The following is a 22,201-nucleotide window of genomic DNA, read 5'->3' on the forward strand; positions in this document are numbered from 1 at the left end:
GTGGGGTCGACAGCGTTGTGGGTGGTGCCCGTGGCGGGCATCGGTGGCGTGGCACGGCATGTACTGGACGTCGTAGAAGCTGGAATCCCGGGCTGGCGGATCGTCGTCCTCGCCCCTGCCGGCCCACTGAGCGATCGACTGCACGAGCTGGGCGTGCCGACGTTGGTGGAGCAGTTCGGCCCGGAGGCCGGCCTTTCCGCCTCGCGACAAGCCCTGAGCCATGCCGTGACCCGGCTGCGGCCCGACGTGGTGCACACCCACTTGGCCTTCGCCGACGTGACGGCGGCCTCCATCTCACCCGGCCGTGCTGCCCTGGTCTCCACCGAGCACGGCATCGCCGCCGATGATCGGGTCTACCACCGTTCCGCCGCCCGTTCCGCCGCCGCGGCGGCTGTCCATCGCGCCCGGCTCGCCCGGTTCGACGCTCTGATCGCCGTTTCTCAGGCGACCGCCCTGGCGATGCAGGACAAGTGGCACCCGCGCCAGCCGATCACCGTGCTGCCCAACGGCGTCGACCGCCATCCCGAAGAGGATGCGACGGCGGGGAATCGGGCATCGGGGCTGCGGATCACCTCCCTGGCCCGGCTGGCCCCGGAGAAGGGCCTGCCGGAGCTGCTGGACGCCTTCGCCGTGGTGCTGGCCGACCACCCCGAGGCACGTCTCACCGTCGCCGGCGAGGGGCCCCTGCAGGAGGACCTGGTCCGGCGCAGCCTCGTGCTGGGCATCGACCGGGCGGTGGAGTTTCCCGGGTTCGTCGATGCCACCGCGCAGCTGGCCCGCACCGACGTGCTGGCCCAACTGTCGGTCTGGGAGAACTGCTCCTACAGCCTGCTCGACGCCGTCGTGGCCGGCGCCGGGGTTGTCGCTACGCCGGTCGGGGGCAACCCGGAGATTCTTCCCGAACGCTGCCTGATCGGCCGGGACGACCCCGAGGCGGTCGCTGCCGTCCTCGTCGATCAGGGCCTGCGCCCGGATTACCGTCCCGCCCTGCGGCCCGCCTGGCCGTCATGCACGGACATGACGGCCCGCCTTGCTGATATCTATGAGTCGGCCGTGATGACGCGACAACGTAGGAGACGAAGTGCCTGACCTGACCCTCGCCGCGAACAACGGCGCTATCGGCGGAGGCGAAGTGATGCTCCTGCTGATGGCGAAGTTGGCCCGGGAGTTGGGTCTGGAGGTCGCCATTGTGGCGCCCGACGACTCCGCCGTGGCGCGGCGGGCCGACGAGCTCGGCTTCCCGACCACCGGCATCCGCGGGCGCAACCGCAGCGAGTACATCCCCAACCTGCGTCGCTGGGACCGCCGCGAGCGCGACGGCCTACTGTGGTGCCACGGTCTGGTGCCGGCGCTGGCGACCACGGGTCACCCTCATCGCGTGGTGCAGCTCCACCAACGGCCCCGGTCGTGGATGGCCGGTGCCGCGGGACTCGTCGCCGCTGCCGGCAGCACGAAGGCCGTGGTGCCGTCCGAGTTCATGCGTTCCCGACTGCCCGGCACGACCGCACTGCCCAACTGGACCGCCCCACTCGACGTCATCGCTCGCCCCCGTGAGGAGGGCGCTCCGGTGGTGCTCGGCTTCATCGGGCGGCTGTCCCCGGACAAGGGCATCCTGGTCCTGGCCGAGGCCGTCCGGCAGCTGGATGAACGTCACCCCGGCAAAGTCCGACTGTTGCTGGCCGGTGAACCGCTCTTCGTCAACGAGGAGGACCAGCGCCGGGTCGAGGAGGCGCTCGCCCCGCTGGCCCCGATCACCGACCGGCGCGGCTGGATGGATCGTTGCGCCTTCTTCGCCGCGGTGGATCTCGCCGTCTTCCCCTCGGTCTGGGGCGAACCCTTCGGTTTGGTGGTCGCCGAGGCGATGGCCGCCGGGGTGCCGTTCGTGATCAGCGATGCCGGGGCGCTGCCCGAGGTGGCCGGCCCCGAGCATCCCTGGGTCGCCCACACAGCAGATCCCCAGAGTCTGGCGGAGACGATCGAGGGTGCGGTAGTGGCCGACCAGACGGAGATCGTCGCCTGTGCCCGGCGTCGATGGGAGACCCACTTCTCGCCGGACGCGGCCCGGGAGCGGCTCCGGATCCTCTTCACCGAGCTGGGCGTGCTGTCGGTGGAGGCCGGGCGATGACAGCATCACCGGAGGTTTCTGTCGTCATCCCGTCCCGTGCCGGTGCCGCCCGGTTGCCCGTCCTGCTGCGGGCCCTCGAGGGGCAGAGCAATCCCTCGTGGGAGGCCGTCGTCGTGCTGGACGGCGACATCGACGGTTCCGAGCAGGTCGTCGCGGCGTACCGGCACCTGCCGGTGCGTACCATCGTCTTTCCCGAGAACCGCGGCCGGGTGAGCGCCCTCAACGCCGGTTTCGAGGCCGCCCAGGGCCGCATCCTCGCCCGCTGCGACGACGATCTGGAGCCCGGGCCACGCTACATTGCCCGGCTGATCGAGCGTCATCGCGGGGCGCCGGTGGGCGTGATCGGCATCTATCTGAACACCTTTCCGGAGTCGCCCTACGCGCGCGTCTACGGGCGTCCCACCGACGTGAGATTCCGTGCCGACGCCTATGCCACCGCCCCGGCTACCACCTGGCGTTACTGGGCGGGCAATGTCTCGGTCACCCGCGCAACGTACGACCTGGTCGGACCGTACGACCCGGACTACCGGGCGTACGGCTGGGAGGATGTCGACTGGGGATTCCGGCTGCACGAGGCCGGTGTGCCGATCGTGCTCGCCCCCGAGCTGGCCACGCCGCACCATGCTGCGGCCCAGTCCGTGCAGTCGCGAACCAAGCGGGCCTTCCACTCGGGAGCCGCGCGCCGGACCTTCGAGACCAAACACGGCACCTGGCAGCTGCCGCCCGCTGCCCCGACCGCACGCACCCCATGGAACGCCCTCGTTCGATCGGTGGGCCGCTGGGACAAGGCACGGCTCACGGCCGTCGCCGAGCGGTTGAATAATCAGCTCGGGCGACTACCCGAGCCGCTGGCGCGGAAACTCGTGGCACTGACCGTCGAGGGCGCGGCGGTCTCGGGGTACGCCCACGCCGAGCAGGCGCGGGCAGACTTCTGACCTGACGACTCTGCACGGAGCCGCCGATGATTGCATGGCGCTCCGACCACTGAGATGACCCTAGGGCCGGGGTAAGCACCCACTCTGCTCAGGGCAGACACGCTCGCAGCGGTTCAGGTCACGGCACCACAGCACCGCGATCCTCCTCCGCATCGGGTTGTCCGTCACGAGCATCGGCGCGCCTTCTCAACGTACCCTGCAGGCCGGCAGCCACGAGGAGTCCCCAGCTGACCGTCAGGAACACTTCTCCTAGTTGCCATGCACACACGAGCAGCGCGACGGTCGCACTCTCCACCATCCCTTCGCTCCACGAGACAGAGGTCGACCGGAGCGGGCGGAGAGCGGCGAGGACGGTGATCCCCAGCACAACGATCAATGCTACGTAGCCACCCTCGACGAACAACGTGTCGTAGGAGTTGTGGAAGTAGAACCTTCCCTGCGGAATGTTCACGAAGGCCTCACCGAGCCCGAGACCCTGGGGTGGGGTGACGGCGACCTTCTCGCTCACTCCCGCCGCGATCTGCTCCCGGAACCAGTCGGTCCCGGTCCGGTCGGCAAAGATGCCGATCCGGGCGAATCGCTCCTCGGCGAACTGCAGGCCCCAGACCAGCAAAGCGCCGGCCCCGAGACGGAACACCACCGATAGTCGGGCGGCAAAGAAGATCCAGACGACCGCCGCCGCCGTGCCTGCCATCGTGGTCCGTGACCCGGTGAGGAAGATCAGGACGGCGAAGATGAGGAAGGCCGCGATGCGCTCTCGCCGTGAGTTCAGGGTTACGAGCAAGAGCAGCCCACCCATGGCATACACCAGACCAGCCGTATTCTTGTCGCCGGCGAACCCGGTCAGGTAATCCTGGTAAGGGTGCGGGGCGACTCCGGCATAGAACAGCACGGCGTTGATCACCAAGCCGGTGGCAAATCCCTTGATGACGGACGGGAAGTGGAGGCGGCCGCTGGCCAGGGCACCCACGAAGGTCAACAAGATGGCCATCCGGAACAGGCGACGCACCCAGTCACTCGCCCCTGCGCTCTGCACACCGGATGCCGAGACGGCCGCGTAGTAGCCGATCAGCAGCACGAAGGCCCAGATGTACCCGTTGACCGGCCTCAGGGGCCAGCGGGGGTGCCTCAGCGCCGCGACAACCAACAGCACTGCCATGGCGAGATAGCTGGCGGGGAAGGAGATCGGAAGTCCAGGGATGGCTGCTTGGGCGAAAAGGAAGACAGATGGGCCGAACTCGAGCAGTCTGATGTCGTCGAACCATCGTCCCGAGGCTGTGGCCTCGGCATCGGGCACACCAGTGACAATCCCGGGCAACGCCCGCGCGACCGTTCCCGACACTTCCTCATCCCCTCCGACCACGCGATACACTCATCGCCGTGGACGGCACCGCGATTCCCGTGAGCTACATCGTGGAAGCCCAGTCCGAGCGACAAGCAGCCACTGCGGCACTTTAGCATCACAGGAGCATCACCGGCCTGTCCTCGGCCGAGGCCCCCTTCCGTCAGTCTGTGGAAGCTATCAGAGCCACCAGCGCCGCACAGCTTCTTCCCAGCCACAGCGGTCCACCGTCACAGCCACCGCCCCCGTCGGGCTAGAGTCGGATCCGTTGAGTTGATCGTGGGGGCAAGTTGAGCATTCTGTGTGTGATCCCGGCGCGTGGCGGGTCGAAGGGGATCCCCCGCAAGAACCTGCGGGAGGTCGGGGGCCGTCCCCTCATCACCTGGACCGTCGAGCAGGCCCTTGCCGCCGAGGCGGACCTGCATGTGCTGGTGTCCACCGATGACGAGGAGATCGCCGAGGTCGCCCGGGCCGCCGGCGCCGATGTGCCGTGGCTGCGGCCGGCCGCCCTCGCCGCCGACACAGCTGCCACCGAGCCGACCGTGGAACACGCCATCGACCAGGTCACCGCCGCAAGCGGCAAGGAGCCGGAGGCGGTCCTGCTGCTGCAGGCCACTTCGCCGATCCGGCTGCCCGGCACTCTCGACCGTGCCGTCAGGCAGTACACCGAGACCGGCGTCGACTCGCTGATCGGCGTGATCCCACGCTCGCCCTTTTTCTGGTGGGCCTCCGATCCGCCACGCGCCGACTACGACCCGGCCCATCGCCAACGTCGCCAGGACATGCGTCCCGAGCAGCTGCGCTACTACGAGAACGGCTCGCTCTACCTCACCCGTACGTCCATCTACCGCGAACAGCACAACCGGATCGGCGGACGGATCGGTCTGTTCGTGATGAACCAGGTCGAGGGCATCGACATCGACACCCTCGCCGACCTGCACCTGGCCGACGCCTACCTCTCGCACCCGGAATGGATCACCGCATGATCATCGAACGCCAGCTCGCGCCGTACGTCGTGTTCTCCGAGGATCCGGTGCTGACCGCGCTGCAGAAGATCACCGCCAACAAGGCCCGCCAGATCTTCTGCGTCAACGAGCACGGCCACCTCGACGGGTCCCTCTCCGATGGCGACTTCCGACGCTGGATCGTCGCCCAGCCGACCCCCGATCTGGCCACCGCCACCGTGGCCGTCGCGAACACCTCCCTCACCTCGGTACAGGAGGGCACTCCGGTGGCCGACATCGAGGCACTGTTCCGGCCCGGTGTCACCCACATCCCGATCGTCGACGCCCAGGAGCGGCTGGTCGCGATCGCGGTGCAGCGGGCCGCGGAGCTGCGGCTCGGCCGGCATCTGGTCGGCCCGGACGCCCCGGCGGTGGTCATCGCCGAGATCGGCAACAACCACAACGGCTCGGTGGCGCTGGCCAAGGAGCTGATCGACCTGGCGGTGGGCGCCGGCGCCGACATCGTCAAGTTCCAGCTGCGCGACCTGGCGGCCCTCTACCGCCACCAGGGGGCGGCGCTGACCACCGGGGAGGACCTCGGCGCCCAGTACACCCTTGACCTGCTCAGCAAATTCTCGCTGAGTGTCGAGCAGATGTACGAGGTCTTCGACCATGCGAAGGCCCGCGACATCGACGTGATGTGCACCCCGTGGGACATCCCCAGCCTGGACGCGCTGGCCGCGTACGGCATCCCGGCGCTGAAGATCGCCTCAGCCGACCTGACCAACCACACCCTGCTGCGCGCCGCCGCCGCGCACGGTCTGCCGATGGTGCTGTCGACCGGCATGTCGACCGAGGCGGAGATCCGCGAGACCGTCCGCCTGGTCCAGAGCACCGGCGTGCCGTTCGCACTGCTGCAGTGCCAGTCGACCTATCCGGCGCCGTACGCGTCACTGAACCTCGCCTACATGGGCCGGCTCGCCGAGCTCGGCTCCTGCCCGGTCGGCTACTCCGGCCACGAACGCGGCTGGCACGTGCCGCTGGCCGCGGTCGCCCGTGGCGCGAAGATCGTCGAGAAGCACTTCACCGTCGACCGGACGATGGAGGGCAACGACCACGTGGTGTCGCTGCTGCCCGACGAGTTCGCCACCATGGTGCGAGAGATCCGCGAGGTGGAGGAGTCCCTCGGCAGCACCGCCCCCCGCGTCGTCTCCGCCGGCGAGGTGATGAACCGCGCCAACCTCGCCAAGAGCCTGGTCGCCACCCGACGGATCGAGGTCGGCCAGCGGATCGACGCCGAGGCCGTCGCGGTGAAGAGCCCCGGCCGCGGCCTGCAGCCGAACCGGCTGGCCGAGCTGGTCGGCCGGCAGAGCGTCCGGGTGGTGGAGGCCGGCGACTTCTTCTACGACGGCGACGTCGACGACACCGCCGCCCGCCCCCGGCCCTACACCTTCCGCCGGCCGTGGGGGGTGCCGGTGCGCTACCACGATCTGTTCCCGATCCTCGGCGCCGGCTCCAATCCCGATTTCGTCGAGTTCCACTACTCGTACAAGGACCTCGACATCGAGCCGTCCGAGGTCTTCTCCGAGCGACTGCCGATCGGCTACACCTGCCACCTGCCCGACCTGTTCGCCGGCGACTTCATCCTCGACCTCGCCTCCTTCGACGACGAGATCTGGGAGCGGTCGATCCACGAGATGCAGCGCTCGATCGACCGCACCCGCCAGCTGCGCCGCTGGTTCACCCAGGACGAGGACCCGATCTTCGTCGCCACCCTCGGCGGGTTCACCCAGGACGGCTTCGTCGACCGCGACCGGGTGCCGGCGATGTACGAGCGGATCGCCGACGGCCTGGCCCGGGTCGACGCCAGTGGCGTACGGCTGTGCCCGCAGACCCTGCCGCCCTATCCTTGGCTGATGGGTGGCCAGCAGTACCACAACCTGTTCCTGCACCTGGACGACACGGTCGACTTCGCCGAGACGTACGGCTACCGGCTCACCTTCGACATCTCCCACTCCAAGCTCGCCGCGAACTACACCGGCACCCCGTGGTCGGCGTACGTGGAGCGGCTCACCCCGCTGTCGGAACACTTCCACGTGGTCGACGCCACCGGCGTGGACGGGGAGGGCGTCCAGGTCGGCGAGGGCGAGGTCGACTTCGCGGCGCTGGCCGAGGCGATGGACCGGCTGGCACCGGGTCGGTCGTTCATCCCCGAGATCTGGATGGGCCATGTCAACACCGGGCAGGGCTTCTGGCACGCCCTCAACCTGCTCGAGGAGTGGTTCTGAACGGCTACGACGGTCGTCGGGACGGGCGCGACCAGGACGGGCACCGCGGTCCCGACCACGGTGCCCAGGACCGTCGCGACGCCCGTCGGGCCGACCCGCGCCCCCCGCTGACCCTGATCGAGTCCGCGCCGCGCCGCGCCATCCTGCCCGACGATCCGGTCCCTGAGCAGGCGATCCGGCCGGCCCCGCGGCCGCCCGGACACTTCCGGGTGGTGTACGTGTGCTCGGCCAACATCTGCCGATCCGCCTACGCGGAGGGCCGCAGCCGGGCTCTGGTCGGGCGGCGCGGCTGGGTGCGGTTCACCAGTGCCGGCACCGACGGGACGGATCCGCAGCCGATGGATCCGTGGATGGCCGCCGAGTTGGTCGCCCGCGGGGGTGACCCGACTGGCGTCTTCGGCGCCCGCTACCGCCCCGACGACCTCGAGGCCGCCGATCTGGTGCTGCCGATGACCGACCAGCAGCGGCTCCGGCTGCTCGACGAGGTGCCGGCCTGCCATGCCCGGATCTTCACCCTGGGCCAGTTCACCCGCGCCGCCGCCGAGGCGGGCCGGCGGCTGCGGGCCGGCGACCTCGTCGCCTGGATCGCCAGCCAGCGGCCGGCACCCGATCCGGCCGAGGACGTCCCCGACCCGTACGGTCGCGGGGAGGCCGCCGCCCGCGAGACCGCGCGGATCCTCGACGACTATCTGCTGGAGCTGCTTCCGCGGCTGGCGTGACCGCTCGAACGCACTCACCTGCCGCGGTCAGGGCGCACCGTTCTTGGACAGGCGGCAACCCCAGCGACGACTGAGGTGGATGCCCCAGCCGTGACCCAGATGGCCGGACCGGGCGACCAGTCGATCGCCTACGCGAAGGGATCGAGGGTTTCCACTCCAAAATCCTCGAAATCCCGCGTATTCCGTGTGGCGACCACCAGGTCATGCGCCAACGCTGTGGCAGCAAGCAAGCTGTCGATCACCGGCAGCGTCCGTGTCACGGGCAGCGCCGCCCAACGGCCGACGACGGCGCGGTCGACGGCGAGGATCCGACCCGCATACTCCCGCTCCACCCGGTCGATCCAGGCGAGGATCCGATCTGCGGCCGAGCCGTGCCGCAGGCGCTTGAGTGTGGCGCCCCGCATGATCTCACCGAGTGTCAGGACGCTCACGTAGCCTTCACGGACATTTGCCACCCACTCGACCGCCCCGCGATTCGGGCGCGCCTTCGTCAGCTCGGAGATCACATTCGTGTCGATCAGATACCCGCGCATCAGTCCTCTCCGAACAGCGCATAGGCGCGATCAGGATCGACGGTCCGTTCAGGAAGCTCGATCCCCTCCGCCAGGCCCAGTTCGGCCCCCAGATCCGCCAGACTCGACACCAGAAACTCGCCGAAAGGCAGTCGCTCATCGTGCGTCCGCCGGTAGTCCTCGATATCCACGATCACTGCCACGGTCTCGCCGCGCCGGGTGATGAACTGCGGCTCACCCTTCTCGACCGCGCGCAGCACCTCGCTGAATCGCTGCTTGGCGGTCTGCACCTGCCACGTAGTCATACCACCATCCTAGACGGGCGGCCTAGTCTGTCCAGACAGGTAGATCGGTGCAGCCACACCGCGCCGATTCGGATCCGGCGGTCACGGGTGGCAGGCGCCGACCCGAGCGTGACCCTTCAGGCCGTCTCGAGGAAGCCCCGGTCGACCAGCTCGGCACAGAACTCCCGTACCGCGGGCAACAGGTCCTCGGCCGCGACACCGTACGCCGTCCCCAGCTCGACGGCGATCTCCTCGGCCGTGCCGTCCTCGGCGAGCTGCCAGATCGCCGCCCCGGCGCCGTCGAGGGCCTTCGGCGCCCCGTCGGGCAGCAGCGCGACGATCACGCGCTCCCCCTCGATGACATGCCCGATCCGGTCGGGCCAGCGGTATCTCATCGAACCCTCCCGTCGGACCGGCCGGCCGCGTCAGACCGCCTCGAACGTCGCTCCGACCAGCTCGAATGCCGAGGCTCCGAGGAAGGCCGGGCAGGCCCATGCCCGGGCCGGGCACGACGGCCGACCCTGCGGGTGACCGCCTGGGAGAGTTCCCGCACCGCACGGGCAGCGCGCTGCACGTACGCCCGGGCCATCTCCGCGCGGGTGGGCGGATGCCCAAGCTCCAACTCCAAGCGGGGCCGGTTGACCCGAACCATCCGACTCAACAGGTCAACCTTGGCCCGCCAGCCGCGGGCGAGCAGGAAGCGGGCTCGCCACTCCCCCAGTCGGCTGCCATGGCCGGTGAACGCGGTCCACAGCCGCCACTCCGGGGTGCCGCGGTAGTCGTCCACGTGACCGGTGGCGGCGGCGAACCCGATCTCGGCACCCAGTTCGTCGACCAACTGCTCGATCGCCCGCCGTGTCTCCTCGTCGGCGTCGGTCCAGGCCCGCTGCAGATCAGCCGCCGCATGCGGCGAGTCCTTGCGCGCCGCGTGCAGCATCAGCACCAGACGCTGGGCCACCACCGACGGCACCGGACAGTCCCGGCCGGCGATCTCCCGGGTGGTGCGGTCGCGCCACAGCCGGTCGAACGTCTGCTCGTCGCCGCGCAGGCCCGGGAACCGGCGGTGGACGTCGACGTAGCCCCACTCGGGATGCCGGTAGGTCGCAGCGTGCTCGAACGGCGATCCCTCGGTGAAGTCTGTGACCAGCTCCCACCGGCACCGACCGAGCGCGGCGAGGAACACCGCCAACTGGGACGGGCGGACCAGCACGTCCGCGTCGGTGGAGTAGCGCGGCTCGGGGGCCAGCACCGGGTCGAGGGCCGGGCCCTTGAGGTGCAGCAGGTCCACGCCGGCATCCTCGGCGACGACGTCCAGGGCGGCGTGACCCAGATGGATCCGCTGCCAGACTGAGACGTCGATCGGAGCATGCATCCTCAGCATCCTATGATGATCCGCACAGGGGGGCGTCGACGTAGGACATCCGGTGCCCCTGTTCTGGTCAACGCCCACCTCTGTGCTCGGCGTCAGACACTGCCTGCAGCCAGGCGCCGACGACAATCTCGTAGGCTTTGTCGGGTCCGACCTGGGGCCGGCACTGGTGCCCGATGGAGTCCTGCCACTGTGCCTGAGTAGGGGCCTTCCGAGGGAACATCCACAGCCTCGGGAAGCTGCCGGTATCTCCCAGCCTCCGGAAGGTCTCAGCGGCAGCGGCGTCGATCATCCCCTGCTCGGCCATCGCCCACAGGTCGTAGAGGTCACGGGGAGCGTTGCGGGTGGTGTCGCACCACGCCGACAGCTTCGCGCAGGCGAACCCGTCCGGGCTAAGTGTGGTCATCACCCGGTCAGGCATCCCCGCGTACCGCATGGACACGGGTGTGGACTGCCGCGGCCACCTGGTGTACCGCTCGCCATTGATGAGCTGGACCTTGATCTGGGCAGCACCGATCCGGTACAGGCTGGCGTCGGTGTCCGCCTTCACCTGGTCGAGCCCCGGATGCCCTTCGATCAGACCGAAGTCACGCTCCAAGGAGTCTCGAATGGCGCGGTCCAGCGCTACAGCAACCGGCTGGCGGGGGCCGACCGAAAGCAGGTCGACGTCCTCGCTGAGCCGCAGGCCGTTCAAGAAGGTCCTACTCAACGCGGTGCCGCCGTAGAACACGAACCTGTCCGACTTACTGGAGATAGCCTCGAGCAGGTGGGAGATCGCGAAGTCGTGCTCCACCTGGTCGCGTGACGCCCCGAAGTGCTGCTCCTGTACTGCGGCGTCCTCCTCGCTCAACTCGTACGCCAACGACCGGCCCATCCCGGACTCGCCAGGCGGGGCACCGGCCCAGCGTCCTCGTCTGCGCGGCACCCCGGCGGTCATCGCAGGGCCGCCTCGACCCGCCGCTGCACCGATGAGGGCCGCCCGGCCGCGATCCGCCGGACCCGGCCCGGGTCGACCCTGGAGGCGAGCTCGGCCGCGGCGGCGCTCGCCTCCGCAGGCAGCCCACCGACCTCGGGTCGGGCCAGGAGGTCGACGAAGGTCTGTTCGGGGGTGGTGACCATGAACGTACCCAGGCCCCCGGTCTCCAGCCGCGCATCGAGCGCGCTGGTGTCGGTGCAGGTGAAGACCACCCTGCCTCCGTTGGCGAGCATTACTGGACGGTGCTGCTCCGGGACAGCGATCACGGTGACGCCTAGCGCCCTGGGGATCGCGTGATGGAAACGCGCCGCACCGATCCCGGCCAGGACAGGGACACGAGGCCCGTACTGGCCTGTGGCGTACGCCATCGCCGCCTCCTCGAAACGCGGGAACCACTCCACAGCGGCGTCGATCGTGTCGGGCTTGGCGGTGTAGGTCCCCGGAGCGATCCTCACCAGCCGGCCGTCCCTCCGCATCCGCACGAGTTCCTTTTCCGGGTTCGCGTACAGACCGCGCAGCATCACCGGTCGCACCGTCCGCAACGGAGCCTTGGTGATCTGGATCGGGAGCCCAGCCACAGCCACCACCTCCTTGGATATGCACAACACTACCTGACGGGTAGTGGAGTGCGTGATGGCAGACTATCCTCGCCTGGAACCCACCGAACGAGAACGAAACCGGCTCCGGCGCCAGACTGAGACGTCGATCGGAGCATGCATCCTCAGCATCCTATGATGATCCGCACAGGGGGGCGTCGACGCGCGCAGGTGTGGAGTCGCCGCGATCGATCGAGCGAAGAGGACAACGTGACACTGCTGGATGTCATCCGCCTGACACGAGCGCATGCCAAGCTGCTACTGGTCGCCATGCTGGCCGGTCTCGTGCTGGCTGCCGGCTACACCGCACTGCAGCCGACGCTCTACACCTCCACCTCGACAGGCGTGGTGACCGCCGGCGGGGCCGGCACGATCGGCGAGGCCCAGGCCAGCTCCGGGCTCGCCTCCTCCCGGGCGTCCACGTACGCCGCGCTCGCCGGCTCCCAGAGCGTACGCGACCGGGTGGCCAAGGCGATCGGACCGGATCATCTCGGCACCTTCTCGGCGAGCACCGGCAACATCCCCTCGGTGATGCAGTTCAGCGCGACGGCGTCCTCCCCGCAGGCCGCCCATGACCAGGCGAATGCGCTGGCCCAGGCCACTGCCGACGAAGCCGTCGCCTTCGAGAAGCTCGGCGGCCGCGCCGACCCGATCGTCCGGATCGTGCCGATGACCGATGCCTCACTGCCGGGCGCCCCGTCCTCGCCGAACTGGCCGCGCAACCTGCTCGCCGGGCTCGGCGCGGGGCTGGTCGTGGGCCTCCTGATCATGTTCCTGCGGCAGAGCACCGACGCCCGGGTGCGGACCACCGCCGATGTGGAACAGCTCACCGGGGCCAGCGCGATGACTGTCATCCCGGTCACCAACGAGCTCGACAAGAACCACACCGGCGGCCCGGGGCGACACAGCCCGGCCGCCGAGGCACTGCGCCAGCTGCGGACGAACCTGCGGTTCGTCGACGTCGACCACCCGCCGCGCAGCATCGTGGTCACCTCCGCCCAGCCCGGTGAGGGCAAGTCGACGATCGCAGCGAACCTTTCCCGGCTGCTCGCCGACTCCGGATCGCCGACCATCATTATCGACGCCGACCTGCGCCGGTCCACCCAGGCGGAGCGATTCGGGCTGGACGGGTCAATCGGACTCACCCAGGTGCTCGCCGGCGACGTCCGGGTCGACCAGGCGCTGCAGGAGACCGACACCCCCGGGCTGTGGCTGCTGCCAGCCGGGCGGATCCCCCCGAACCCGTCGGAGCTGATCGGCTCGCAGCGGATGAGCGACCTGATCGCCCAGCTGAGCGCCTCCTCCATGGTGATCATCGACACCACCCCGATGCTGCCGGTCACTGATGCCGGGTTGGCCACCGCGGCGGCCGACGGGGCGATCCTGGTGATGGCGGTGGGACGTACCCAGAAGGAGCAGGTGCGCCACTGCGCCAAGGTGATCACCCAGGTCGACGGCCGGCTGCTCGGCTCGGTGCTGAACAAGGCCCCGAAGAAGGGCGTTGGCTCCGTGTACTACGGCGCCGGCTACGGCGGATACTCCTCGGACTACTACGGCTACGTCAGCGACAGCGACCGCAAGCGCAAGCACAAGCGCGGCAAGTCCCGGCGGCGTGCAGCGGCTGAGACGCGTCCGGCAGCGGTCCGTCCGGCAGAGCCCCGTCCGACCGAAGCCCGTCCGGTGGATGTTCACTCGGCAGAGGCGTATGGCGATGCTCGGGTCGAAGCGTACGGGGCGGACAGTCGGTCCGCCGAGACGTACGGACTCGACGGTCGTGGTGCCGGGACTCCGGTGACGGACGCCACTCGTCCCGTGGCGGCCCGCGCCGCCCGATCCACCGACGAGACCGCGTATCTCGCGCCGGCATCGGCCACCTCCGCCTCCCGGCCCCTGATTCCCAGCAGCCCCTCCGCCGACCTCCCCTCCGGCACCCCCACCCCGGCCGTGCCGTGGACCGGTGCGGAGACTGCGGTCCCCGCCGCTACCGAGCCGTGGCAGCGGGCCGCGGCCTCTGGTCGGACCCGGGGCGACGAGACCGGCGTCGGCGCAGATCAGGTCGCCGCCGGCCAGGTCTCCCCTCGTACGGCATGGGACGCGAACTCCCAGTCCTCGGCGTATGCCGGATACGGCAAGGGCCAGTTCGGTCAGGACGCCGACGACCTGACCGGATCTTCCGCGCCGCGCCGGGGGATCTGAGGGCTATTCCGGGCACTCCGGGACGGCCCACAGCGTATAGGGGCCGGCCCGGTCCACCACCCGGAACCCGCCCGCGGCGGCGACGTCATCGATCCCCACGTACGCCGCCGTACTGTCCCCCGCGGTGATATGCGGGGTCCCCCCGGTGATGACGTACGCCACGCGTTCGCGACGGACGGCGGAACAGACCGCCGGATCCGCGCGCACCCGGTCGAGACCCGAGGCCATCAGATCGACATCCGTCCCCCACGACTTCTCGGTGTGGATCACCGTGTCCTCGGGCCCCACCAGGTAGAGGAACATCCCACCCATCCACGGATCAGCCGCGACGACCGCGTCATCCGGCAGCACCCGGGAGAACTCCCGCAGCGCGCTCAGCTCCCCGGCGTTCACCCAGGCGTAGTCGCCACCGAACCGGGTGACCTTGGCGATCTCGGACGCGTTCGACCGGATCTGCACACCGGCCACCACGGCGACACCGATGATCACGACGGCCTGCAGCACCCGCAGCCGGCCGCTCAGCAGTCGCAGCAGCCAGGTGACGCCCAGCGCGGCCAGTGGGACGCCGAAGACGGCGGCGACGCCCTGCAGCCGCACCGGCAGGTTGTACCAGGGCCAGGTGAACGGCCAGGTGAGGCTGCCCGGCTGGTAACTGGTCAGGTAGCCGAGCACCATGAATGCCCCCCAGACGGGCAGCAGCCAGATGCCCCGTCGACGTACCAGGGTGGCGACGGCGCCGAGGAGGATCAGCACCAGCACCGCGGATCCGGCGATCTGGTAGCGCTCCGGGCGGGGTGCCCACAGACTGACCAGCCCGATCAGTGCCGCCGGGGGATCGACCCGGTCGTAGCTGGTCTCCCGCAGCCCCGCTGGGGCCACCCTCGCCGACACCAGGAACCCGACCACGACGGCGAGCACGAGGGCCCCCAGAGGGATCCAGCGGTTCCACGCCGCTCGTCGGGTCTTCCCCGTCGGCTCCTCGACCCCGGCAGGCTCCTCAGCCCCCGTACGCTCCATCGGCTCCTCAGCCTCCGTACGCCGGGGCTCGCGGGCGTACCGCCAGCATGCCGCGGCCGCGAGGGCGACACCGCCGGCCGCCGCGGCGTACGTCGCGCTCGGGTGGGCCAGCGTGATCCCGGGCAGGGCGACGAGGAACAGCAGCCCGGCACTCACCCACGAGCGCCGGCCCGATCGCTGCACCCGGCCGGACCCGTGGGACGGGCCGGATGTGCCCGCCGGGCCGAGCCCGTGGGACAGGCCGAACACGTCCGCCAGACCGAGCCCCACGACGGCCAGGACGGCGGGGATCAGAGCGTAGCCGTATTCGACCGGCCACAGCGGCCCCCAGACCGACACCAGGAACGGGAAGCCGGGGATCGCCGAGGCGAGGACGCCACTGACCAGCACCACCGGCCGGTTCCCCGGGAACAACGCGCCCATCAGGAACATCAGCCCGAGCGGCCACACCACGGCCGCCGTCACCACCAGGAGTGACTGCACGACGATGATCACCGGCGCCTGGGTGAGCAGCACCAGGGAAGCGGCCAGGCCGTGGAAGGCGGCGGGATAGAACGACGGCATCGACGGATGGTTGAAGCCATCGGCGGTCAGCGACGAGATCGACCCGCTGTCGAGGAAGTAGCGCACCAGCCCCAGGTGGTAGATGGTGTCCGGTTGCTGCGGGAAGTCACCCGGGTGCGCCAGGCCACGGACCACCGTGGTGGCGGCCACGACGGCCGCGATGCCCCCGCCGACGACGATCTCGAGGACCGGGACGTCCGGGGCACCCAGCCGGGGCCACACGCCCCTCGGTCGCACCCGCGCCAGCAGGAGACGTACGACCAGCACCACCAGCGGCAGGCCGAGACCGACCACCAGCAGTGGCCCCAGGCCCCAGTGGATACCCGCAGCCCCGCAGACGATGCCCCCGACCGCGACCAGTGCGGTGGTCAGGACCGGGGCGAGGGCGATCGACGGCCATCGGCCGGCGCCCAGCCCCGCGGCCAGCAGCGTCCCCGGGATCCACAGCAGAGCGAGGGCCGCGAGGATGACGGGAACGCTGCCCCACCAGGACCAGTCGGGCGCAAGCATGGTCGAAGCCTAACCGGGTCCGTGGCTCAGTTTCCCTTGGCCGAGATCTGGCCGGGCACGAGTGGGCCACAGTCCCGGCCCGGCCACGCGCTGTACATGGCCGACAGGAGTTCGATCCGATTCGCGGCGCCGGCCCGGACGGTGTCGAGGTCCACTCCCGGGGGGATGGCGTCCCGGCGCACGTAGTCGAGGGAGCTGAACCCGTCCTGGAACAGCACGACGTAGTCCCGCTCGAGCCGGGGATCATCGAAGATCGCGTGCATCCAGTAGGAGTGCATGTGGATGAAGGTCGGCCGCCGGACCGCGAAGATCTCGTCGGTCAGCTGGGCATCGGTCCCGGTCGCGCGGATGCGCGCGATCTCGGGATCGGTGAGGCCGGCGAGATCGACCACCGTCATCTGGCTGGTGAGAAGGGTTCCCCCCAGGTCAGGGGCCAGCAGGGTGGACTTTGTCGCATCGATGTGGAGTTCACGCGCGTACCAGTTGAAGGTGCGCCCGTACCGGTCCGCGACCTGACATCCGGGCACCGTCGGCTGGGCGGCGAAGGCGGTCGCGCGGGGCACGGCAGTCCACACCCAGGAGACCAGCGAGCCGATGCCCACGAGGACGACGATCACCCGGCCCGCCCGGAGGAGACGGCCGCGTCGGACCGGAGACCCGAGACACCGATCAATGGCCAGGACGACCATGGTGGCGCTCAGCACCACGAACGGAGTGGCGAACCGATACTCCCCCATCCAGTCCGGCGCCAGGATCACGTAGATCGCCGCGGCCAGCAGCAGGGCGGTGACGAGTGGCCCCCAGGCGGGAAGTGCCGGCCGCGCGGTGTGGTCGGCCCTGCGTCTCGGCCCGTGGAGCGTACGTCTCAGTCCGTAGGCGAGGAAGACGATGACCGTGCCGAGCACGACGAAGGTCACTCCGCCGCCCGTCACCAGCACGAGGCCCCAGGCTCCGGCGGCCGCGTCCGCTGCCGTGGGGATCCCCTGGGCCTTCGCGACTGCGGTGTTGGGGACCAGCAGCCCGAAGGTCGACCACCGCCACAGCAGAAGGGCGCCGAACGGGACACCGAAGGCGAGCACCGAGGCGCCGATCCGTCCGATCGTCCGGAGGAGGGTGCCCCGGCCGGCGAGACCGAGCGCGACCAGCGGATAGACGGCCACGAAGATCACGCCGTCGGGCCGGGTGACGGCTGCCGCGAAGACCAGCAGGCCGGAGCCCACCGCCGCCGCCCAGCGGAGCCAGCTGCCTCGGGCGACGGACGCGGTGAGGAGCGCGACCAGACCGGTCACGATCGCAGCATAGAGCCCGTTCTCCAGACCACTGACCGACCAGATGACGTACGCCGGGTTGGTCGCCACCAGCACCCCGATGACGACCGCGGGCCACGGCCGCCGGGACGGCGGGACCGTCTCGCGGACGATGATGGCGATCAGGGCCAGCGTGACGACGAACAGTGCGACCCCGAGGAGCTTGACCGTCCAGACGTAGTCGGACACGCCGGCGATGACGTGGCCACGGTCGGAGAGACCGACCCACCGCAGCCCGGCCAGGATGAGCGTCCACAGTGGGTCGGAGATCCCCTCGACCTGCGGTGATCCGGGTGTCTGGGCCATTCCTCCGCCCAGGGTCAGTGTCCGGGCGTACGCCATGGAGATCAGGGCGTCGTCGACCAGCCACTTCCGGTAGAGCATGGCATGCAGCACATAGACGACCACCGGCACGCCGTACGGCCAGCCGTTCCGCAGCATCACCGGTACCCCGGACAGCCACCTGTTCCTCAGCACACCCTGCTCCCTCATCCCCCCCGTGGGACATCCCCGTGCGACGCCGGCTACGTGCGGCAGTCGGGCACCTTCCACAGCGTGTACGGGTCCGCCCGGGCGACCACCCGGAAGCCGCCCTGCTCGTCGACCTCGTCGATCGCGGCGTACTTCGCATACCACTGCTCGTTGCCGGCCGTCATGGCGCCGCCGGTGATGACGTAGGTGACGCGCTGCCGCTCGACCGCGCCGCAGACGGCCGGGTCCGTCGTCATGTTCTTGAGCCCCCCGGAGATCAGGGAGATGTCGGAGCCGTACGACTTCTCGGTCGGGATGACCGTACGCTGCGGGCCCAGCAGGTAGAGGAACTGACCCCCTCGCCAGGGATTGGTGGCCACCACGGCGTCGGGCGGCATCCGGCCCGACAGGGTGACGAGTGCCCGGGCCTTGTCGGTGGTGATCCAGGCGGCAGCGCCCGAGAGCTTGTACAGCGGGCTGATCAGCCGGGCGGCCGCCCGGCTCTGCACCGCGACGACGGCGAGCAGGGCGGCCAGGACCAGGCCGGTCGTGACGACGGTGAGCGGGCGGGCCCGGCCGTCAGCCGTCTCGCCCAGCCGCCGGCCCCCGGCGAGCACCACCCCAGCACCGATCACCACCAGGGCCAGGGCGTAGATGTCGGTCACCCCCTGCACCCGGAAGGCCCAGTTGTACCAGGGCCAGGTCCACGGCCAGACCAGCCCGGTGCCGGTGGCGTCGAGGACACTGCCCAGCACCAGGAAGACCAGCCCCGTCGCGGCGAGCCACCAGTCCCGTCCCCGGCGTACGCAGACGGCCCCGCCGATCACGGCGAAGGCGAACAGCCCGGCGCTGGCGAGCCGGGTCGGGGTCGCCCGTTCACCCCAGAACGTCACCACACCGATCACCGTCTCGGCCACCGACCGGTGCGTCTCCCCCTGCTGGGCGAGGCCGGGCGGGGCCAGCCGGGTGGCCGCCAACGGTGCCAGTACGGCGAGGGCGACGAACCCGGCGAACGGCAGCCAGCGGCGGACCTGGTGTCGATTCCGCGCGGGCCCCACGCCCGGATCCCGCACCCGGCCCGCACCCGGACCCCGCAGCGCGTGGTGCAGCGAGAGGGCCACCGACAGCAGCAGGCCGCCTGTCGCGGCGCCGAAGGTGGCGCTGGTGTGGGCCAGGGTGATCCCGGACAGGCCGACCCCGAACAACAGCGCGGCGCTCCCCCAGTGCCGCCCGGCGAAGACCTGGCGCAGTCCCCAGCCGTACACCGCCACGACGGCCGGGATGAACACCGATCCGTAGACCTGCGCCCACACCGCGCCCCAGACCATCACCTTCCACGGGGAGCCGGTGAAACTGAGCGCCAACAGCCCGGTCAGCCACACCAGCCCGCGGTCCGCGGCCACCAGCGTGTTGAGCATCAGCATCATCCCGAGCGGGAAGACCAGGCCACAGGAGACCAGTAACAGGCTGCTCTCCACCACCACGATCGGGGCGCCGGTGAGCAGCACCACGGTCGCCGCGACGTCGTGGAACGCCGCCGGGTAGAACCGGAGCGCCTCCGGGTAGTTGAAGCCGTCCGCGGTCAACGAGGAGAGGTTGCCCGCGTCGAGCATCCACCGCACCAGCCCCAGGTGGTAGATCTGGTCGGACTGTTGCGGGATGTTGCCGGGACGTACGGTCCCCGCCCGGAAGACATAGCCGGCGACGACGACCGCGATGGCCAGCCCGACCGCCACCTCCCACCACCGCACCGTCGGCGCGTCGAACCGCCACACCCGCCGCCCGGACCGGCTCAGCAGGAGCCGTATGCCGCAGACCAGCACCGGGACGGCGATCAGCCAGAAGAGCACCGCCCCGAGCCCCCAACGGATCCCCACCAGCGCGGTGAGGATGCCGCCGACGGACACCAGCCCGGTCGTCATCAACGGTGCGAGGGCGATCGCCGGCCAGCGCCCGGCGCCCAGACCGGCAGCCAGCGCGGTCCCCGGGATCCACAGCAGGGCGACCACCGCGAGCACGATGGGCACCGCCGTGAACCAGGTCCAGTCGGGAGCGAGCACGGGGATCATCCTAGACGGGCGCCACCCGCCCGCGGTCGCCCCGAGCCGGCGTTTACTCCTGGCAGGCGGGCACCGCCCACAACCGGTACTGGCCGGCCGCCGCCACCTGGCGGAAACCGCCCTGCTCGCTGACCTCGTCGATCGCGGCGTACTTCGCGTACCACTTCTGGTTGCCCTCGACGATCGTGCCCCCGGTGAGCACGTACGTCACCTGCTGGCGGTGTACCGACCGGCAGACCTCGGGGTCGGTGGTGACGTTCTTCAGCCCGGCCGCGATCGTCTCCAGATCATGACCGTACGACTTCTCGGTGGGGATGACCGTACGCTGCGGGCCGAGGAGGTAGAGGAACATTCCGCCGCGCCACGGGTTGGCGGCGACGACCGCGTCGGCCGGCATCTGGTGGGACAGCTCCCGCAGTGCCTGAGCCTTCGAGTCGGTGATCCACCCCCACATCCCGGTCCGCTGATAGGGACCGCCGATCATCGAGACGACCGTCCCCAGTTGCACCACCATCAGCGGGACCAGCGCCGCCGCCACCAGCACAGTCCAGGCGATGCCGAACCGGCCCATCCGCTGCGCCAGGCTCAGCAGCCAGCCGACCCCGACGATCATCATCGCCAGCAGGAAGACCCCCGCTATCGCGAGGACCCGGGACGTCTCGCTGTACCACGGCCAGATGAACGGCCAGATGTACTTGGTGCCCCACGCGTAGACCGCGTTGCCCAGGACGAAGAAGACCACGGCGGTGGCCGGCAGCCACCAGTCGTGACCTCCGCGCCGGACCAGGGCGACGCAACCGATCAGTGCGAGGCCGACGATCGCGATGCCCGCGAACTGCTTGGCATTCTCCGTGCTGCTCCACAGGGTCACCACGCCGGCGAAGGCCTTCCGGATGGGCATCGGCGTGGCTTTGGAGGTGTACATCCCGGTCGGGGCGACCACCGCACCGAGCGCGGGGCCGAGGATCCCGACCAGCACGAAGCCGGCCACCGGCAACCAGCGCCACCGGCCCGACGTCCGGAGGGCGTGGGACAGCGACACCGCGACGGAGAACAGGATCGCCCCGGAGGCCACCCCGAAGGTGGCACTGGTGTGGGACAGCGTGATCCCCGGCACCGCCACCAGGAACAGCAGGGCGGCACTGCCCCAGTGCTGCCGCCGGAACACTTGCAACAGCCCCCAGCAGTACACCGTCAGCACCGCGGGGATGAGGAGCAGCCCGTATACCTGGGCCCACAGCGCCCCCCAGACCATGATCCGCCACGGGAAGTAGGGGAGGATCGCCGACAGCACCCCGGCCAGCAGGACGAGCCGCCGGTCGGTGGCGACCAAGGTGTTCAGCATGAACATCAGCCCGATCGGATAGATCAGGGCGGACGAGACCAGCAGCAGGCTGTTGTCGACGACCACGATCGGCGCGCCGGTGAACTGCACGACGACCGCGGCGACATCGTGGAAGGCGGCGGGATAGAACGGCATCGTGTCGGGGTTGTTGAAGCCATCGGCGGTGAGCGAGGACAGGCTCCCCGAGTCGAGCATCCACCGCACCAGGCCGAGATGGTAGATCGTGTCGGAGTCCTGGACGATGTTGCCCGGCCGCACCGTTGCCACCACGAAGACCCACGAGGTGATGAGGAGCGCGACCGCCAGTCCGACGACCAGCTCCCAGACCCGCACCGGCGGCGCGGCGAACCGCCACGGCCGACGGCCGGTGCGGATCAGCAGGAGACGTACGCCCCAGACGGCGGCCGGGACCACCAGCACCCAGAACAGTGCCGCCCCGAGTCCCCAGCGCACCCCGACCAGGGCGGTGACGATGCCGCCGACCGACAGGAGGCTGGTCGTCATCACCGGCGCGAGGGCGATCGCCGGCCAGCGCCCGGCTCCCAGACCGGAGGCCAGGGCGGCCCCCGGGATCCACAGCACCGCGATCACCGCTACCACGACGGGCACAGCCGTCCACCACGTCCAGTCAGGAGCAAGCA

Annotated in this window: 18 protein-coding genes; 7 read left to right on the forward strand and 11 right to left on the reverse strand. The window is 70.2% G+C overall.

Features of this window, described 5'->3' with window-relative positions; all coding sequences use genetic code 11:
- Positions 1–30: 30 nt before the first annotated feature.
- Genes R0145_RS14675 through R0145_RS14685 form a run of 3 tightly spaced genes read left to right on the forward strand, consistent with a single transcriptional unit; the run spans position 31 to position 3,060 of the window.
- The gene (locus R0145_RS14675) at positions 31–1,089 is read left to right on the forward strand and encodes a glycosyltransferase family 4 protein (RefSeq protein ID WP_317837610.1); all 1,059 of its coding nucleotides are present in this window, start codon (positions 31–33) and stop codon (positions 1,087–1,089) included.
- Positions 1,082–2,125 (forward strand): glycosyltransferase family 4 protein, encoded by a 1,044-nt coding sequence (locus tag R0145_RS14680; protein ID WP_317837611.1) that lies wholly within the window; start codon positions 1,082–1,084, stop codon positions 2,123–2,125. The genes R0145_RS14675 and R0145_RS14680 overlap by 8 nt, the downstream gene beginning before the upstream one ends.
- The gene (locus R0145_RS14685; RefSeq protein WP_317837612.1) at positions 2,122–3,060 is read left to right on the forward strand and encodes a glycosyltransferase family 2 protein; all 939 of its coding nucleotides are present in this window, start codon (positions 2,122–2,124) and stop codon (positions 3,058–3,060) included. The genes R0145_RS14680 and R0145_RS14685 overlap by 4 nt, the downstream gene beginning before the upstream one ends.
- Positions 3,061–3,178: 118 nt before the next feature.
- Here the strand turns inward: R0145_RS14685 and R0145_RS14690 are convergent, their stop codons facing one another.
- Positions 3,179–4,432: a hypothetical protein gene (locus R0145_RS14690; protein WP_317837613.1), complete on the reverse strand. Its 1,254-nt coding sequence runs from the start codon at positions 4,430–4,432 to the stop codon at positions 3,179–3,181.
- 275 nt (positions 4,433–4,707) lie between these two features.
- Between R0145_RS14690 and R0145_RS14695 the strand changes: the two genes are divergently transcribed.
- The 3 genes from R0145_RS14695 to R0145_RS14705 are packed head-to-tail and all read left to right on the forward strand — an operon-like array spanning position 4,708 to position 8,353.
- Positions 4,708–5,388 (forward strand): acylneuraminate cytidylyltransferase family protein, encoded by a 681-nt coding sequence (locus tag R0145_RS14695; protein ID WP_317837614.1) that lies wholly within the window; start codon positions 4,708–4,710, stop codon positions 5,386–5,388.
- The gene (locus R0145_RS14700; RefSeq protein WP_317837615.1) at positions 5,385–7,634 is read left to right on the forward strand and encodes an N-acetylneuraminate synthase family protein; all 2,250 of its coding nucleotides are present in this window, start codon (positions 5,385–5,387) and stop codon (positions 7,632–7,634) included. The genes R0145_RS14695 and R0145_RS14700 overlap by 4 nt, the downstream gene beginning before the upstream one ends.
- Positions 7,625–8,353 carry a hypothetical protein gene (locus R0145_RS14705; protein ID WP_317837616.1) on the forward strand — a complete coding sequence of 243 codons (729 nt, stop codon included), beginning with the start codon at positions 7,625–7,627 and terminating at the stop codon, positions 8,351–8,353. Before R0145_RS14700 ends, R0145_RS14705 begins: the two co-directional genes overlap by 10 nt.
- 128 nt (positions 8,354–8,481) lie before the next feature.
- Here R0145_RS14705 and R0145_RS14710 read toward each other — a convergent pair whose 3' ends face one another.
- The 6 genes from R0145_RS14710 to R0145_RS14735 form a co-directional block, all read right to left on the reverse strand.
- Positions 8,482–8,886, reverse strand: a complete 405-nt coding sequence (locus R0145_RS14710) for a type II toxin-antitoxin system VapC family toxin (RefSeq protein ID WP_317837618.1) — start codon at positions 8,884–8,886, stop codon at positions 8,482–8,484.
- Positions 8,886–9,170 carry a type II toxin-antitoxin system Phd/YefM family antitoxin gene (locus R0145_RS14715; protein WP_317837619.1) on the reverse strand — a complete coding sequence of 95 codons (285 nt, stop codon included), beginning with the start codon at positions 9,168–9,170 and terminating at the stop codon, positions 8,886–8,888. The genes R0145_RS14710 and R0145_RS14715 overlap by 1 nt, the downstream gene beginning before the upstream one ends.
- Before the next feature lie 116 nt (positions 9,171–9,286).
- On the reverse strand, positions 9,287–9,544 hold the full coding sequence (locus R0145_RS14720) for a PqqD family protein (RefSeq protein ID WP_317837620.1): 258 nt from the start codon (positions 9,542–9,544) through the stop codon (positions 9,287–9,289).
- Positions 9,541–10,521: a nucleotidyltransferase family protein gene (locus tag R0145_RS14725; RefSeq protein ID WP_317837621.1), complete on the reverse strand. Its 981-nt coding sequence runs from the start codon at positions 10,519–10,521 to the stop codon at positions 9,541–9,543. Before R0145_RS14725 ends, R0145_RS14720 begins: the two co-directional genes overlap by 4 nt.
- Before the next feature lie 67 nt (positions 10,522–10,588).
- On the reverse strand, positions 10,589–11,311 hold the full coding sequence (locus R0145_RS14730) for a nucleotidyl transferase AbiEii/AbiGii toxin family protein (protein ID WP_317837622.1): 723 nt from the start codon (positions 11,309–11,311) through the stop codon (positions 10,589–10,591).
- 140 nt (positions 11,312–11,451) lie between these two features.
- Positions 11,452–12,072, reverse strand: a complete 621-nt coding sequence (locus R0145_RS14735; protein ID WP_317837623.1) for a type IV toxin-antitoxin system AbiEi family antitoxin — start codon at positions 12,070–12,072, stop codon at positions 11,452–11,454.
- A 228-nt stretch (positions 12,073–12,300) separates the two neighbouring features.
- On the opposite strand from R0145_RS14735, the gene R0145_RS14740 reads away from it, so the two are divergent.
- Complete coding sequence (locus R0145_RS14740) at positions 12,301–14,286, forward strand: polysaccharide biosynthesis tyrosine autokinase (RefSeq protein ID WP_317837624.1); 1,986 nt, start codon at positions 12,301–12,303, stop codon at positions 14,284–14,286.
- Between the two features lie 3 nt (positions 14,287–14,289).
- On the opposite strand, the gene R0145_RS14745 is transcribed toward R0145_RS14740, so the two are convergent.
- From R0145_RS14745 to R0145_RS14760, 4 genes are read right to left on the reverse strand one after another with little or no spacing between them, the layout of a single operon-like run.
- Positions 14,290–16,377 (reverse strand): DUF6541 family protein, encoded by a 2,088-nt coding sequence (locus R0145_RS14745; RefSeq protein ID WP_317837625.1) that lies wholly within the window; start codon positions 16,375–16,377, stop codon positions 14,290–14,292.
- Positions 16,378–16,403: 26 nt separating this feature from the next.
- Positions 16,404–18,161, reverse strand: coding sequence for a hypothetical protein (locus R0145_RS14750; RefSeq protein ID WP_317837626.1), 1,758 nt, complete (start codon positions 18,159–18,161; stop codon positions 16,404–16,406).
- Between the two features lie 47 nt (positions 18,162–18,208).
- Positions 18,209–20,215 (reverse strand): DUF6541 family protein, encoded by a 2,007-nt coding sequence (locus tag R0145_RS14755; RefSeq protein ID WP_317837627.1) that lies wholly within the window; start codon positions 20,213–20,215, stop codon positions 18,209–18,211.
- A gap of 52 nt (positions 20,216–20,267) precedes the next feature.
- Entirely contained in the window at positions 20,268–22,169 is a 1,902-nt protein-coding gene (locus tag R0145_RS14760; protein WP_317837628.1) for a DUF6541 family protein, read from the reverse strand.
- Positions 22,170–22,201: the final 32 nt, after the last annotated feature.

The organism is Raineyella sp. W15-4 (genome assembly GCF_033170155.1).
Classification (GTDB): Bacteria; Actinomycetota; Actinomycetes; order Propionibacteriales; family Propionibacteriaceae; genus Raineyella.

Bases quoted from the DNA above. Each gene is read 5' to 3' on its own strand.
- R0145_RS14685 (WP_317837612.1), top strand. From the start codon at position 2,122: ATGACAGCATCACCGGAGGTTTCTGTCGTCATCCCGTCCCGTGCCGGT.
- R0145_RS14700 (WP_317837615.1), top strand. From the start codon at position 5,385: ATGATCATCGAACGCCAGCTCGCGCCGTACGTCGTGTTCTCCGAGGAT.
- R0145_RS14710 (WP_317837618.1), bottom strand. From the start codon at position 8,886: ATGCGCGGGTATCTGATCGACACGAATGTGATCTCCGAGCTGACGAAG.
- R0145_RS14715 (WP_317837619.1), bottom strand. From the start codon at position 9,170: ATGACTACGTGGCAGGTGCAGACCGCCAAGCAGCGATTCAGCGAGGTG.
- R0145_RS14720 (WP_317837620.1), bottom strand. From the start codon at position 9,544: ATGAGATACCGCTGGCCCGACCGGATCGGGCATGTCATCGAGGGGGAG.
- R0145_RS14725 (WP_317837621.1), bottom strand. From the start codon at position 10,521: ATGCATGCTCCGATCGACGTCTCAGTCTGGCAGCGGATCCATCTGGGT.
- R0145_RS14745 (WP_317837625.1), bottom strand. From the start codon at position 16,377: ATGCTTGCGCCCGACTGGTCCTGGTGGGGCAGCGTTCCCGTCATCCTC.